This is a genomic window from Blastococcus sp. TML/C7B (genome assembly GCF_016612845.1).
Lineage (GTDB): Bacteria > Actinomycetota > Actinomycetes > Mycobacteriales > Geodermatophilaceae > Blastococcus.
In genome coordinates this window covers 330,380-344,316 of the sequence record NZ_JAEOAA010000001.1, presented here as the reverse complement: position 1 = coordinate 344,316, position 13,937 = coordinate 330,380, and the positions used below count along the sequence as shown (strand labels likewise).

Annotated in this window: 9 protein-coding genes and 1 pseudogene; 7 read left to right on the top strand and 3 right to left on the bottom strand. The window is 75.0% G+C overall.

Annotated elements, in window-relative coordinates:
* Window positions 1-55: 55 nt before the first annotated feature.
* Together JKP76_RS01710 and JKP76_RS01705 are read right to left on the bottom strand one after the other, a co-directional pair.
* Window positions 56-985, bottom strand: a complete 930-nt coding sequence (locus JKP76_RS01710; RefSeq protein ID WP_200489314.1) for a hypothetical protein — start codon at window positions 983-985, stop codon at window positions 56-58.
* A 161-nt stretch (window positions 986-1,146) separates the two neighbouring features.
* Window positions 1,147-1,785 carry a hypothetical protein gene (locus JKP76_RS01705; protein WP_200489313.1) on the bottom strand — a complete coding sequence of 213 codons (639 nt, stop codon included), beginning with the start codon at window positions 1,783-1,785 and terminating at the stop codon, window positions 1,147-1,149.
* 71 nt (window positions 1,786-1,856) lie between these two features.
* Here JKP76_RS01705 and JKP76_RS01700 point away from each other — a divergent pair, with 71 nt between their 5' ends.
* On the top strand, window positions 1,857-2,141 hold the full coding sequence (locus JKP76_RS01700; RefSeq protein ID WP_200489312.1) for a hypothetical protein: 285 nt from the start codon (window positions 1,857-1,859) through the stop codon (window positions 2,139-2,141).
* Between the two features lie 8 nt (window positions 2,142-2,149).
* On the opposite strand, the pseudogene JKP76_RS23760 reads toward JKP76_RS01700, so the two are convergent.
* A pseudogene (locus tag JKP76_RS23760) lies at window positions 2,150-2,344 on the bottom strand (Wzz/FepE/Etk N-terminal domain-containing protein); the annotation flags it as partial.
* Window positions 2,345-2,663: 319 nt separating this feature from the next.
* On the opposite strand from JKP76_RS23760, the gene JKP76_RS01690 reads away from it, so the two are divergent.
* The 6 genes from JKP76_RS01690 to JKP76_RS01660 all read left to right on the top strand — a co-directional run bounded on the left by JKP76_RS01690 (window position 2,664) and on the right by JKP76_RS01660 (window position 13,936).
* Complete coding sequence (locus JKP76_RS01690) at window positions 2,664-3,146, top strand: adenylyltransferase/cytidyltransferase family protein (protein WP_200489311.1); 483 nt, start codon at window positions 2,664-2,666, stop codon at window positions 3,144-3,146.
* A gap of 171 nt (window positions 3,147-3,317) precedes the next feature.
* Window positions 3,318-7,604, top strand: coding sequence for a PKD domain-containing protein (locus JKP76_RS19995; protein WP_200492743.1), 4,287 nt, complete (start codon window positions 3,318-3,320; stop codon window positions 7,602-7,604).
* Entirely contained in the window at window positions 7,601-8,284 is a 684-nt protein-coding gene (locus JKP76_RS01675) for a hypothetical protein (protein ID WP_200489310.1), read from the top strand. Before JKP76_RS19995 ends, JKP76_RS01675 begins: the two co-directional genes overlap by 4 nt.
* A 119-nt stretch (window positions 8,285-8,403) precedes the next feature.
* Window positions 8,404-11,955, top strand: coding sequence for a transcription-repair coupling factor (gene mfd, locus JKP76_RS01670; protein WP_200489309.1), 3,552 nt, complete (start codon window positions 8,404-8,406; stop codon window positions 11,953-11,955).
* Between the two features lie 60 nt (window positions 11,956-12,015).
* Window positions 12,016-13,014, top strand: a complete 999-nt coding sequence (locus JKP76_RS01665) for a peptidylprolyl isomerase (protein ID WP_200489308.1) — start codon at window positions 12,016-12,018, stop codon at window positions 13,012-13,014.
* Between the two features lie 4 nt (window positions 13,015-13,018).
* The gene (locus JKP76_RS01660) at window positions 13,019-13,936 is read left to right on the top strand and encodes a MazG family protein (protein WP_200489307.1); all 918 of its coding nucleotides are present in this window, start codon (window positions 13,019-13,021) and stop codon (window positions 13,934-13,936) included.
* Window position 13,937 lies beyond the last annotated feature (1 nt).

Genomic DNA, 13,937 nt, shown 5'->3' with positions numbered 1-13,937 from the left:
GCGGGTGCGCGCTCAGCTCTTGGTGACCTCGGCAGCAAGTGTTGATCGTTGGTGCCTAAAGCGCCGCCAGGCCCGGCTGGCCAGCCTGGCCGTGACCGTCCTCGACGCCAACGGCAACCCGGTGCCGAGGCGACCGCACCACCCCGCCACGCCGAAACGCCGGCGCCCGCTGCGGTTCGCGCGCACCGGCTGACCCCACGGGCGCTGATGACGTGCGGCCGCACGGGCTCGCGACCCTCAGACCAGTACTGGCCCCGCGAACAGCGGATCGTCCAGCAGCCACCGTTGCAGGGCCGCCGGGTCGGGCAGCGCGGGCTCCGCCTGCTCCGGAGGAACCCGGCACAACCGCTGGCCAGTGCTGACCGAACCAGCGCCGTTCCCGGTCGGTGAGACGCGACCAGCGCCGCCGCAGCAGCGACACCACCGCCTCGGCCTGGCCGTCATCCTCACCGACGTGCCGCAGCAGGTAGACCACGGCGAGCACGACCGGAGACAGGTCATCGCCAGCCTCGGTCTTGCGCGTACGCCCGAGCGTTGCCGTCAGCCGAGCGAGCACCGCGTACCAGGCGCGCCCGTCGCCGACGGCGGCCAGACTCATCACCGCGTAGTCACGGACAGCCGCATCGGCGTCGCCCACCGCCTCGGATAGCTCCGCGCTGGCACTGGCCTTCTCGCGCTTGGCAAGGGCGAGCAGCGCCGCGCAGCGCAGATCGGAGGTGCCGCGACCTCGCGAAGCGATGGCGCGCCGCAACACGGCGCCACCGTGAGGGCCATCGACCTCACCGAGCGCAGCCACGACAACCACGGGCCGCCAGCCGCGCAGACCGTCCAGGCCGGCAAGCAGCCTGTCGCCCTCAGCGCCGAGCTCGACCGCCGCCCGGACCGCCGCCTCGAACGTGGAGGTCCTCGACGACCGAAGTCCCGACGCGATCTCCTCCATCCGCGAGGAAGTGGCCCCCACGCCGGGTTCGTCTGCCGCAGTCACGCGCTCGATCGTGCCGCCTCGTCCTTCGCGGACCACTCATTCGACACGCCGACCACGCCGTTGCCCGGCCCCCGCCCGAAGCGAGAGCACGCTGACGCAGAGCCAATCGCCGGCCGGGACGGCCCCGATGTAGGCACCCTGATCAACACTTGCTGCCGAGGTCAGCTCTTGGTGAGCGCGGCCTTCTCGCGGGTGCGGACCAGGTTGGCGCCGGCCGCGGTCTCGGGGGTGGCCGGGATGCCGGACAGGGCGCCGGCCAGGCCGGTGCGGCGGCGGGGGAGCAGGACCACGGCGAGCGGCAGGGCGCCCGCGGCGGTGAGCAGGGCGCGGATCTCGCTCAGGTCGGCGGCGTCGACCCGGCCGGCCGGGGCCACCAGGATCACGCCGTCGTAGCGCTCGCCGATGATCCGCCACTCCGACAGCGGGACGCGGGTGGTCGCCGTCGCCAGCTGCACCTCGAACGGCTTGGCCGCCTTGGCCGGGCCGCCGACGGGACCGGTCACGTTCGCAGGGACGCCGCCGTCGACCAGCTCGGCCGCGACCTCGTCGGCGAACGAGCGGGCGACCTGGTGGTCGTCCTCGGTGTCCACGCCCAGGACGACGGCGCGCACCGGCATGCTGCCGGTCGGAGCGGCGAGCCGCCGCGCGACCAGGGCGGACGGGCGCCCGGCGAACCGGCGGGACCGGCGCCGCCCGGTGGCGGTGAGGACGACGAGGTCCTCGCCGCCGGGCCCCCAGGCGCCGCGGACGTCGTCCTCGTCGTGCAGGCGGGTGTCGGTGCGGCTGCGGATCACCGCCACGGCGGCCCCCAGCCCGAGGCCGACGACCAGGCCGGAGCCCGAGGAGCAGGGCGGGCTGGGCGGAGACCGGGGTGGTCGGGGCGCTGGCCGGGTCGGTGACGGTCAGGCTGACCGGCGAGTCGCCCTCGGCCGGGGTCTCCAGCTGCTCGACCACGCGGCGGAACTCGTCGGCGACGGCGTTGGCGATCGCCGCCGCGTCGTCCGCGTCTTCGTCGGTCACGGTGATGTCGATCTGCGAGCTCTCCAGCGGGCTGTCCGCCGAGACGCGGGCGCGCAGCTGCGCCACCGACGTCGTCAGGTCCATGTCCTGGATGACCGGACCCAGGACCGCCTCGCTGCGCGCCACGTCCGGGTAGCTGGTCACGCGCTGCTTGATGAACTGCGCGCCGCTCGTGCCGCTCTCCGAGGAGGCGGGAGCCACGAAGACCGACGCCCGGGCCTCGTACGTGGGGGAGCCGCTCAGCACCACGACGGCGGCGAGGGCGACGGCCGCGAGGGCCACGCCCGTCCACGTCAGCCAGTACCGGCGCAGGGCCGTCAGGTAGTCCCGGAGTTCCATGCCCGTGCTCCTCGTCCACGCCGGCCGGAAGCCCGGCGGGTCACTCGAGGGCGCGATGGTCCGCGCCGCACGCCCGAGGCTAGGGCGCCGGAGGGCTCCTCCGACCCGGTCGGCGGGGGTCCCTCACCCCATGGGGCGGGGTCGGGAGGCGGTTCCACCGACGGGTCGCCCGCCGGCGTCCCCAGGGAGGGTGAATCCCCGGCCGATCTCACGGGGAGTGACCAGAACTCGCCTATCTTCCGAAGGCACCCGCTGGACGACCGGCATCTCGCGCCGAGACGGTCGCCCAGCGTGACGAATCGGGGGAAGAAGAATGTCGATGCCGGACCAGCCGCGGGCCACCGCACCCGTCGTGGGGTACGCCCCGGGCGCCTACGACCTGTTCCACGTCGGCCACCTCAACATCCTCAAGCACGCGGCGGCGCACTGCGACGTCCTCATCGCCGGCGTGGTCTCCGACGAGATGCTGGTCCTGACCAAGGGCCGGGCGCCGGTCATCCCGCTCGCGGAGCGCATGGAGATCGTGCGCAGCCTGCGGTTCGTCGACGACGTCCACGCCGAGGTCGTGCCGGACAAGATCGACACCTGGCGCGAGGTCCGCTTCGACGTCATCTTCAAGGGCGACGACTGGCGGGGGACCCCCAAGGGCGAGCGCCTGGAGCGGGACTTCGCCGAGGTCGGCGTGACCGTGCAGTACTTCCCGTACACGATGCACACCTCCAGCACCCTGCTGCGCAAGGCGCTGGCCGCGATCGAGGCCGAGACGCCCACCGGGCGCGGCGCCCGGGCGCTCAGCTCCTGACCGACCGGCTGCCCCGGGCGCTCACGAACGGGTGAGTTCGCGCCCGTAGCGCCCCTCCCAGGTGACACCGCACCTTGACCGGTGGTCACGCTCCGTCATCATCTGCTCCGGCCGCAAGGCCCGACGCCGGCTCCGCGCCGGCACCCCGGCTCTCCGCTCAGGAGGCCGGTCGTGCACCACCTCATCGGGGAGAAGGACATGCAGCGAGGCGTCGTGCGCGGCGGGCAGGGCCGACGGGCCCTCTCCGCCCTGGTGGCCGGAGCGCTCGCCGGCGCCCTCATCGCCCTGGGGCTGGCGGTGCCCGCACCCGCCTCCGCGGCCGAGCCCGCGCCGGTCCCGCTCCCCGACACGGTCTCCGCGGACGCCCTGCCGACCGTGCAGACCAACGGGGTCGTCTGGTCGATGGTCACCGTCGGCACCACCGTCTACGCGACCGGCAGCTTCACCACCGCGACGCCGGCCGGCGGTGGCGCCGGCACCCCGCGGGCCAACCTGCTCGCCTTCGACATCCGCACCGGCGCGCTGATCCCCGGCTTCGACCACCGGCTCAACGGCCAGGGGCGCATCGTCGTCGCCTCGCCCGACGGGTCGCGCATCTACGTCGGCGGTGACTTCACCACCGTCGACGGCATCGCCCGCGGGCACATCGCGGCCTTCGACGTCGCCACCGGCGCGCTCGTGCCCGGCTTCGCCCCGACGACCAACCAGGCCGTGTACTCGATCGCGGTCACCGGCTCCACGGTCTACGCAGGCGGCAACTTCACCACCGCGGGCGGCCAGTCCCGCACGCGGCTGGCGGCCTTCGACGCCGCCAACGGCGCCCTGACCAGCTGGGCGCCGACGGCGAACAACACCGTCCGCGGCATCGTCGTCGACCCGACCGGCACCCGGGTCGTGCTCGCGGGTCAGTTCGGCCAGGTCAACGGCATCACCGCGTACTCGATCGCCTCCGTGGACACCGCCGGCGGCGACGCGAAGTCGCAGCCCTGGGGCATCAACAACACCGGCGACCCGGCCGGCGCCTGGAGCCTGAAGATGTACGGCGGCGTGGCCTACGCCAGCGTCTACGCCTTCCAGATCGGCAACGTCGAGGGCGTCGTCGCGTTCGACCCGACCACGCTGGACCTGGTGTGGATGAGCGACTGCCACGGCGACCCGTACGACACGTGGGCCGACGGCACCGTCCTCTACAACGCCAGCCACGCGCACGACTGCGAGACCGCCGGCAGCTTCCCCGACCCGAACCCGCGGACGTGGCAGCGCGCGGTCGCGATGACCGTGGCGGCGACCGGCCTCCTCAAGGCGACGACCGACCTGCCCCGCTACACCAGCTGGGAGGGTCGCCCGAGCCCGACGATCCTGCACTTCTGGCCGACGCTGAACGCGGGCACCTACACCCAGCAGTTCCAGGGCCCGTGGTCGGTGACCGGGGCCGGCGACTACGTCGTCTTCGGCGGTGAGTTCACCTCCGTCAACGGCCGCGCCCAGTCCGGCCTGGTCCGCTTCGCCCGTCCGAACGTGGCCCCCAACGACCGCGGCCCGGAGCTGACCGCCGCGCAGATGCGGCCGCAGGCCACGTCGGTCACCGCCGGCGAGGTCGAGGTCCGCTACCCGTCGTCGTACGACATGGACGACTCGACGCTGACCTACCAGGTCTTCCGCGACGGCGGCACCACGCCGGTGCACACCGCCACCGTCGAGTCCGCGTGGTGGAACCGGCCGGTGCAGCAGTTCACCGACACCGCGCCCGCGGGCGCCACGGTGAGCTACCGCGTCGTCGTGACCGACCCGTACGGCAACACGGTGACCAGCTCGCCGTCCAACGCGGCCCAGGTCGCCACCGCCACGAGCGCCTACGCCCGGGGCGTGCTGGCCGACGGCCCGGTGCAGTACTGGCGGGTGGGTGAGCCCAGCGGCACCACCTCCTTCGATCACGCCGGCACCACGAACCTGACGACCGGGTCCGGCGTGGGCCGCGGCGCCGAGGGCGCCGTGCCGGGGAACACCGCCGTGACCACCGACGGCACGGCCGCCGGCCTGGCCTCCACCGCGGTCGCGGTGACCACGCCCGGCACCGCGTTCTCGGTCGAGGCCTGGGTCCGCACCACGTCGACCACCGGCGGCGTCATCGCCCAGTACGGCAGGGACCTGCCGGCCGGCGACATCGCCAACACCGACCGGGCGCTGTACGTCGACGACGGCGGACGGGTGTCCTTCGGGCTCTCCTCCCGCGCCAGCACCGCTCCGCGGGCGACGACCTACAAGACGGTGCGCAGCACCGAGCCGGTCACCGACGGGCGGTGGCACCACCTCGTGGCCACGGTCGGCACCGGCGGCACCGTGCTCTACGTCGACGGCGCCCCGGTGGCGAACGACCCGACGATGACGCGGGCCAACACCCGCGTCGCCTCCGGCTACTGGATGTTCGGCGGCGGCACCGTGGTCTCGGGCGTCCCGAACGCCCCGGCCGGCCCCGCCCTCGCCGGTGCGCTGGACGAGCTCGCCGTGTACCCGTCGACGCTGACGGCGGAGCAGGTGGCGGCGCACTTCGCGCTGGCCACCGCCCCGGCCCCGAACGCCGCGCCGACGGCGGCGTTCACCTCGACGGCGACCGACCTGACGGTGGCGGTGGACGCGACCGCGTCGACCGACGCCGATGGCACCGTGGCCTCGTACTCCTGGAACTGGGGCGACGGCAGCGCGGCCGGCACCGGTGCGACCGCGTCGCACACCTACGCCGCTGCCGGCACCTACGCGGTCACGCTGACGGTCACCGACGACGACGCCGCGACCGGCACGACCACCCGGGACGTCACGGTGACGGCACCGCCCGTCGTCGTCCCCCCGGAGGCCGGTGTCGTCGCCGCGGACGCCTTCGGCCGGACCGTCTCCGGTGGTCTCGGGACCGCCGACACCGGTGGCCCCTGGACCGCCGCGGTCGGTGCTGCGCGCCTGTCGGTGACGCCGGGCGTGGGCGAGCTGGGCCTGCCGGGTGCCGGTAACAACACCGGCGCCTACCTGGGCGGGGTTGCGCAGACCTCGGCGGACGTGCGGACGTCGTTCCGGCTCGCCGCGATGCCCACCGGCGCCGCCGGCACCTACGTCTACGTCAGCGGCCGCCGCGTGGCGGCCGACAAGGAGTACCGGGTCCGCGTGCGGGTCGCGGCGGACGGCCAGGTCTGGCTCGCCCTGTCGCGGATCTCGGGCACCGAGTCCTGGCCGGGCGGCGAGATCGTCGTCCCGGGTCTGCGGTACGCCCCGGGCTCCCTGCTCAACGTCCGGGTGCAGGTGACCGGGGCCGGCAGCACCGACATCCGCGCGACCGTGTGGGCCGACGGCACGGCGGAGCCGACCGCGCCGCAGCTCACCCGGACCGACACCACCGCGGCGCTGCAGGCGCCCGGCGGCGTGGGCCTGGCCGCCTACCGGCCGACGTCGAACACGGCCGCCTCCGCGGTGCGGTTCACCTCCTTCCGGGTCGCCCCGGTCGGCGCGCCCGCGCCGGTGGTGAACCAGGACCCGGTCGCGGCGTTCACCGCCACCCCGGCCGGGCTCGGGATCACCGTCGACGGCACCGGTTCCACCGACGCCGACGGCACCGTGGCCTCCCACAGCTGGAACTGGGGCGACGGCACGCCGGCCGGCTCGGGAGCGACCGCGACGCACACCTACGGCGCCGCGGGCACCTACACGGTGACGCTGACGGTGACCGACGACGACGGCGCGACCGCCACCACCACCCGCCCGGTCACCGTGACCGCGCCGGTCGAGGAGCCGCCGGTCGAGGAGCCCCCGGTCGAGGAGCCGCCGACCGAGCAGCCCCTCGTCGCCGACGAGTTCGACCGGTCGGTGACCGGCGGTCTCGGGACCGCCGACGTCGGTGGCGCCTGGACCGTCGCGGCCGGTGCCGCCCGGCAGTCGGTGAGCGGCGGCGCGGGTGTCCTCGCCTCGGTCAAGGGCACCAACACCGGCTCGTTCGTGGGCGGGGTGTCCCAGACCCGGACGGAGGTGCAGACCCGGCTGTCGCTGGGCTCCGTGCCGACCGGCGGCGGCTCCAGCGTCTACGTGATCGGGCGCCGCGTCGCCGCCAACCAGGAGTACCGCGCCCGGGTGCGCGTCCTGGCCGACGGCAGCGTGCGCGTGGGCATGGTCCGGCTGTCCGGCACCAGCGACGACGTGCTGATCGGTGCCGAGGTGCTCGTCCCGGGCCTCACCTACACCGCCGGCACGGAGCTTGATGTGCGCGTCCGGGTCGCCGGCACCGGCACCACGGAGCTCGCGGCGACGGTGTGGAAGGCGGGCACGGCCGAGCCGGTCGCGCCGACGCTGACCCGCACCGACACCACCGCGGCGCTGCAGGCGCCCGGCAGCGTGGGCCTGTTCACGTACCTGTCCGGCAGCGCCACCGCTCCGGTCGAGGTCCGCGTGGCCACGTTCCTCGCCCGGGTGCTCCCGTGACCCGCGCCGTGCTGCTCCGCCGGGTGCTCCCGGCCCTGGTCGTGATGCTGCTCGCCGCGCTGGTCCTCGTGCTGACGACGACGGACGACGACGACGCGCGGACGGCGGGTGCGCCGGCTGCCCCGGCCCCGGTGACCTCGGCGCCCGGGACCGAGGAGCCGACGCCGGATCCCGACGCCCTCCCGGCGCCGACGGAGCCGGTCGAGTCGCCGGCGACGGAGGTGGTGGCCGCGGACGTCGTGATCCGGCAGGGGGTGCCGGAGTCGGCGCGCACGGTCCAGGCGGCGCCGGCCGACTTCGCGCGGCCGGCGCAGTGGTCCGACGGCGCCTCCGTCCGGGTGGTCGGCGCGACCCAGGGCGTGACCCGGGGCAGCGGCCCGGGCGCCCGGGCCGGTCAGCCGCAGACGGTGTTCACCGTCGAGCTGACCAACGGCAGCGGCGCGCCGCTGGACCTGAACGCCGTGGTGGTCCAGGCGACCTACGGCCCGGGGACCCAGGCCAGCCCGTTGTACGACGGCGACACCGTCGACCTCGGCGGCGTGCTCGCGCCGGGGGCCACGGCCACCGGCGTCTACGCCTTCGCCATCCCCGAGGGCGAGCTCGGTGCCGTGAGCCTGTCCGTCGACGTCGACGGCTACCGGTTCCCGGCCGTGTTCGCCGGGGCGGTTCCCGTCCGCTGACCCGGGCGGCCCGCCGCGCCCCGGCGGGTGTCGGCCCCGCCGTCTAACCTGGGAATCGGGCCCCGCGCCGCACTCGGGCGGCAGCGGTGCGGCCCCGCATCCCAGGAGAGAGATACAGCGTGAGTCTGCGCGGCGTGCTCGACGTCGTCCTCAGCGATCCCGGCATGGCGCGCGTCGTGGCGGCGGCGGGGAGCGCGGAGCTCGCCGTCACGGCGCCGCCGCCGGTGCAGCCGCTGGTCGCGGCGGCGCTCGCGGCCCGGGAGCCGGGGGCCGGCGTGCCGGTCCTGCTGGTGACGGCGGGGGAGCGGGACGCCGACGTCACCGCCGACCTGCTGCGCTGCTTCCTCCCCGAGCACCGGGTCGCGACCTTCCCGGCCTGGGAGACGCTGCCGCACGAGCGGCTCAGCCCCCGCGCCGACACCGTCGGCCGCCGCCTGGCGGTCCTGCGCGACCTCACCCACCCCGGCGAGAACGGGACGATCGACGTCCTCGTCGCGCCCGTGCGCAGCGTGCTCCAGCCGCTCGCCCCGGGCCTCGGCGACCTCGTCCCGGTGGAGCTGAAGCCCGGCGACGCCGCCGACCTCGACGACGTCGCCCGCGCGCTGGCCGACGCCGCCTACACCCGCGTCGAGCTGGTCGAGAAGCGCGGCGAGTTCGCCGTCCGCGGTGGTCTGCTCGACGTCTTCCCGCCCACCGAGCCGCACCCGGTCCGCGTGGAGTTCTGGGGCGACGAGGTCGACGAGCTGCGCTACTTCTCCGCCGCCGACCAGCGCTCCCTCGACGAGCGCCCCGACCGGCTGTGGGCCCCGCCGTGCCGCGAGCTGCTGCTCACCGAGGAGGTGCGGGCCCGCGCCGCGGCGCTGGCCGTCGAGCACCCCGGTCTCATCGAGGTGCTGGGCAAGCTCGCCGAGGGCATCGCAGTGGAGGGCATGGAGTCGCTGACGCCCGCGCTCATCGGTGACGAGGCGATGCAGCTGCTCACCGACCTGCTGCCGGCCGGCACGCACGTGCTCGTCGCCGACCCGGAGCGGGTGCGCAGCCGCTCGGCGGACCTGGTGCGCACCGCCGAGGAGTTCCTGGCCGCGTCGTGGGCCACAGCCGCGGAGGCGGGGGAGGCCCCGCTCGACCTCGGCGCCTCCTCCTTCCGCGACCTGGCCGACGTCGAGAGCGCTGCCCGCGGGCGCGGCCTGCCGTGGTGGACGACGGGGTCGTTCACGGTCACAGCTGATGACACGGCGGACGACGGCGTGATCAACCTGGACGCGACGGTGGTCGACCGGTTCGCCGGCGACGTGCCCAAGGCGGTCGAGACGATGCGCGGCTGGCAGCGCGAGGGCTGGCGGGTCGTCGTCACCTTCGCCGGCCCCGGGCCCGCCCAGCGCGCCGCCGACCAGTTCGCGGAGGCAGAGCTGGGTGCCGCGCTCGTGCCGGGCATCGAGACCGCGCCCGAGCCGCGGCTGGCCTCGGTCACCCAGGGCAACCTCGAGGCCGGGTTCGCCTTCCCGGGCGTCGGGCTGGCGCTGCTCACCGAGCACGACCTGACCGGCCAGCGCGGCACGTCGATGCGCGACGCGGTGAAGATGCCCGCCCGGCGGCGCAACGCCGTCGACCTGGTGCAGCTGCAGCCCGGGGACCTCGTCGTCCACGAGCAGCACGGCATCGGCCGCTACATCGAGATGATCAGCCGCACGGTCAACGGCGGGCAGCGCGACTACCTCATCGTCGAGTACGCGCCCGGCCGGCGGAACCAGCCGCCGGACCGGCTGTTCGTGCCGACCGACTCCCTCGACCAGCTCACCCGCTACGTCGGCGGCGAGGCGCCCGCGCTGTCCAAGCTGGGCGGCGCGGACTGGAAGAACACCAAGAGCAAGGCGCGCAAGGCGGTCAAGCAGATCGCCGGCGAGCTGATCCGGCTCTACTCGGCGCGCATGGCGTCGCAGGGCCACGCCTTCGGCCCCGACACCGTCTGGCAGCGCGAGCTCGAGGACGCCTTCCCGTTCCAGGAGACGCCCGACCAGCTGGCCGCCATCGACGAGGTGAAGGCCGACATGCAGCAGTCGGTCCCGATGGACCGGATCATCTGCGGCGACGTCGGCTACGGGAAGACCGAGATCGCCATCCGGGCCGCGTTCAAGGCGGTGCAGGACGGCAAGCAGGTCGCCGTCCTGGTGCCGACGACGCTGCTGGCCAACCAGCACTTCAAGACCTTCTCCGAGCGGGTCGCCCAGTTCCCGGTCACGGTGAAGGTGCTCTCCCGCTTCCAGTCGGAGAAGGAGACCACCGAGATCCTGCGGCAGCTGGCGGCCGGCGACATCGACATCCTCGTCGGCACCCACCGGCTGCTGCAGCCCACGACCCGGTGGAAGGACCTCGGCCTGGTCATCGTCGACGAGGAGCAGCGCTTCGGGGTCGAGCACAAGGAGTACCTGAAGACGATGCGGACGGCGGTCGACGTGCTGTCGATGTCCGCGACCCCGATCCCGCGCACCCTGGAGATGAGCCTGACCGGCATCCGCGAGATGTCGACGATCCTCACCCCGCCCGAGGAGCGGCACCCGGTGCTCACCTACGTGGGCGCGTGGGCGGACAAGCAGATGGCCGCCGCTATCCGCCGCGAGCTGCTGCGCGACGGCCAGGTCTTCGTCATCCACAACCGCGTGCAGTCGATCGACAAGGCGGCCGCGAAGATCCGCGCCCTGGTGCCGGAGGCCCGCGTCGCCGTCGGCCACGGGCAGATGAAGGAGCACGAGCTCGAGCGGATCATGGTCGGCTTCTGGGAGAAGGAGTACGACGTCCTGGTCGCGACGACGATCATCGAGTCGGGCCTGGACATCCCCAACGCCAACACCCTGATCGTCGACCGCGCCGACACCTTCGGCCTCTCCCAGCTGCACCAGATCCGCGGCCGGGTCGGCCGAGGGCGGGAGCGGGCCTACGCCTACTTCACCTACGACCCGACCCGCACGCTCACCGAGACCTCGGTCGACCGGCTGACCACGATCGCGAACAACACCGACCTGGGCGCCGGCATGGCGGTCGCCATGAAGGACCTCGAGATCCGCGGCTCGGGCAACCTGCTCGGCGGCGAGCAGTCCGGGCACATCGCCGGCGTCGGCTTCGACCTCTACGTCCGGCTGGTCGGCGAGGCGGTCGCCGACTACCGCTCCCAGGTCACCGGCGAGGAGGCACCGGCCGAGCCGGTCGAGGTCCGCGTGGACCTGCCGATCGACGCCCACCTGCCGCACGACTACGTGCCCGGCGAGCGGCTGCGCATGGAGGCCTACCGCAAGGTGGCCTCGATCCAGGACGAGGAGCAGGCGCAGGCGGTGCTCGACGAGCTCACCGACCGGTACGGCGCGCCCCCGGCCCCGGTGCTCAACCTGCTCGCCGTCGCCCGGTTCCGGGTGGCGATGCGGGCGCTGGGCATCACCGAGGTCTCGCTGCAGGGCCGGGCGATCCGGATCAGCCCGGTGGTGCTGCCCGAGTCCAAGCAGATGCGGCTGGCCCGGCTCGCCGAGGGCGCGTCCTACAAGGCCGCGGTGGAGACGATCGTGCTCAAGATGCCGGTCGGCCCCGACCGGCGGACGCCGGTGCGCGACGTCGCGCTGCTGGAGAACCTCCGCGCGACGCTCACCGCCGTCCTCGAGCAGCCGGTGGCCGCCGCCTCCTGACCCCGGGGCAGAAACGGCCATGTCTGCCCCGGGGTCGGGCGGGTGTGGGAGTCTCCCGGCGTGCTGATCCCTCGCGCTCCCCGGGTGGCGGCCGCCGGGCTCGCCCTCGCCCTCGCCCTGCCCGCGCTGGCGGCCTGCCGGACCTCGCCGGACGTCGCCGCCTACGTCGGGGACGCGCGGGTGACCGTCACCGAGCTCCAGCGCGGGATCGACGAGCGGATCGCCGACGAGGGCGTGGCCGCGTTCGCCGACCGGAGCCGCCCGGACTTCGCCCGCCGGGTGCTCGGCTTCCTCGTGGAGCGGGAGGTCTACGCCGAGGTCCAGGAGCGCTACGACCTCGCCGTCGGCGACGACGAGGTGCGCGACCGCATCGACGAGCTCATGGGGGACGACGACCCCGACCAGGTCTACGCCGAGCTGGCCGCGCAGGGCGTGAGCCGGACCGACGTGACCGAGACGATCCGCCAGCAGCTGGTGCGCGAGCAGGTCGCCGCCGCCGAGGGCGCCGCCGGCACGGACGACGACGCGCTGCGCGAGCTCTACGGCGAGGCCCGCGAGGAGTTCGCGCAGCTGGAGATCGGCTACGTGACCGTGCCCGACGAGGCGACGGCGGCCGCGGTGCTCGCCGAGCTCACCGCCGCGCCCGACGGGTACGCCGCCGTGGCCGCCCGGTACCCCGGCGACGCGACCCTGCCCGCGCTCGCCCGCCGCGCCCCCGAGGACCTGCCGCCGGTGCTCCGCGAGCAGTTCACCGCCGCCGCGCCCGGCACCGGGTTCACGGTGCCGGTGCAGGACCTGGGGGTCGTCGTCGGGTTCGTGACCGGCGAGGTGTTCCCGCCGTTCGAGGAGCTGCGCGACGAGCTGCGGGGCCGGGCCGGGCAGGAGGCCGAGGCGGCCGGCGCGGAGGTGGTCGCCCGCGTGCGCGCCGACCTCGACCTCGCGGTGAACCCGCGCTACGGCGTGCTGGACGACGACGGACGGCTGGTGCGCAACGAGGGCGGCGTCGTCGAGATCGTGTCGGGGCCGCCCGAGGTGCAGCCGGCGGCTCCCGGAGACTGACCCGGTGCCCGTCGCCCGCGTCGTCGTCGTCAGCCCCCGTCTGCCCGGTCTGCTCGGACCGGCCGCTTGGGAGACGCTCGCCGACCGGCCACTGGTCGCCGTGCCCGGCGCGGCCGCGACGGCTGCGGTGCTGCGCGCGGCCGGCCGGCAGGTCGGCGAGGTCCCGGACGCCGCGGCCGCGCAGGCACGGCCCGACGCCGTCGTCCTGCTGACCGACGACCCGGCCGCGCTGCCCGGCGCTGAGGTGGTCCCCGCCCCGCCCGAGCCGGCCGGCGCCCGGCTGCTCGACGTGGTGCGGGTGATGGACCGGCTCCGCTCGCCCGGCGGCTGCCCCTGGGACGCCGAGCAGACGCACTCGTCGCTGCGCGGCTACCTGCTGGAGGAGGCGCACGAGGCCTACGACGCGATCGTCGACGACGACCCGGTCGCGATGCGTGAGGAGCTCGGCGACGTGCTGCTGCAGGTGGTCTTCCACGCCCGGGTGGCGGCGGAGGCGGACCCGGCACGGGCGTTCGACGTGGACGCCGTCGCCGGCGACCTGGTGGACAAGCTGGTCCGCCGGCACCCGCACGTGTTCGGGGACGCCGGCCCGCGCGACGTGGCGGCGGTCGAGGCCGGGTGGGACGAGATCAAGCAGCAGGAGAAGCAGCGTCGCTCGCCGACGGAGGGGGTCTCCCGGTCGCAGCCGGCGAGCTCGTGGGGTGCGGCGCTGGTCCGTCGCGCCGGTCGGGCCGGGCTGCCGACGCCGGAGGTCGCCGACCTCCCCGACCGGAGCCCCGAGGAGCTGGGGGAGCGGCTGCTCGGCGTGGTGACGGCGGCGCAGGCGCGCGGCTGGGACGTCGAGGACGCGCTGCGCGAGGCGGTGCGCCGGTACGCGGGCGAGCTGGACGCGGCCGCCGAGGAGCGGGGCGCGGGGAGCTGAG

Excerpts from the sequence above, each read along its gene's own strand:
- JKP76_RS01690 (WP_200489311.1), top strand. The coding sequence starts at position 2,664 with ATGCCGGACCAGCCGCGGGCCACCGCACCCGTCGTGGGGTACGCCCCG.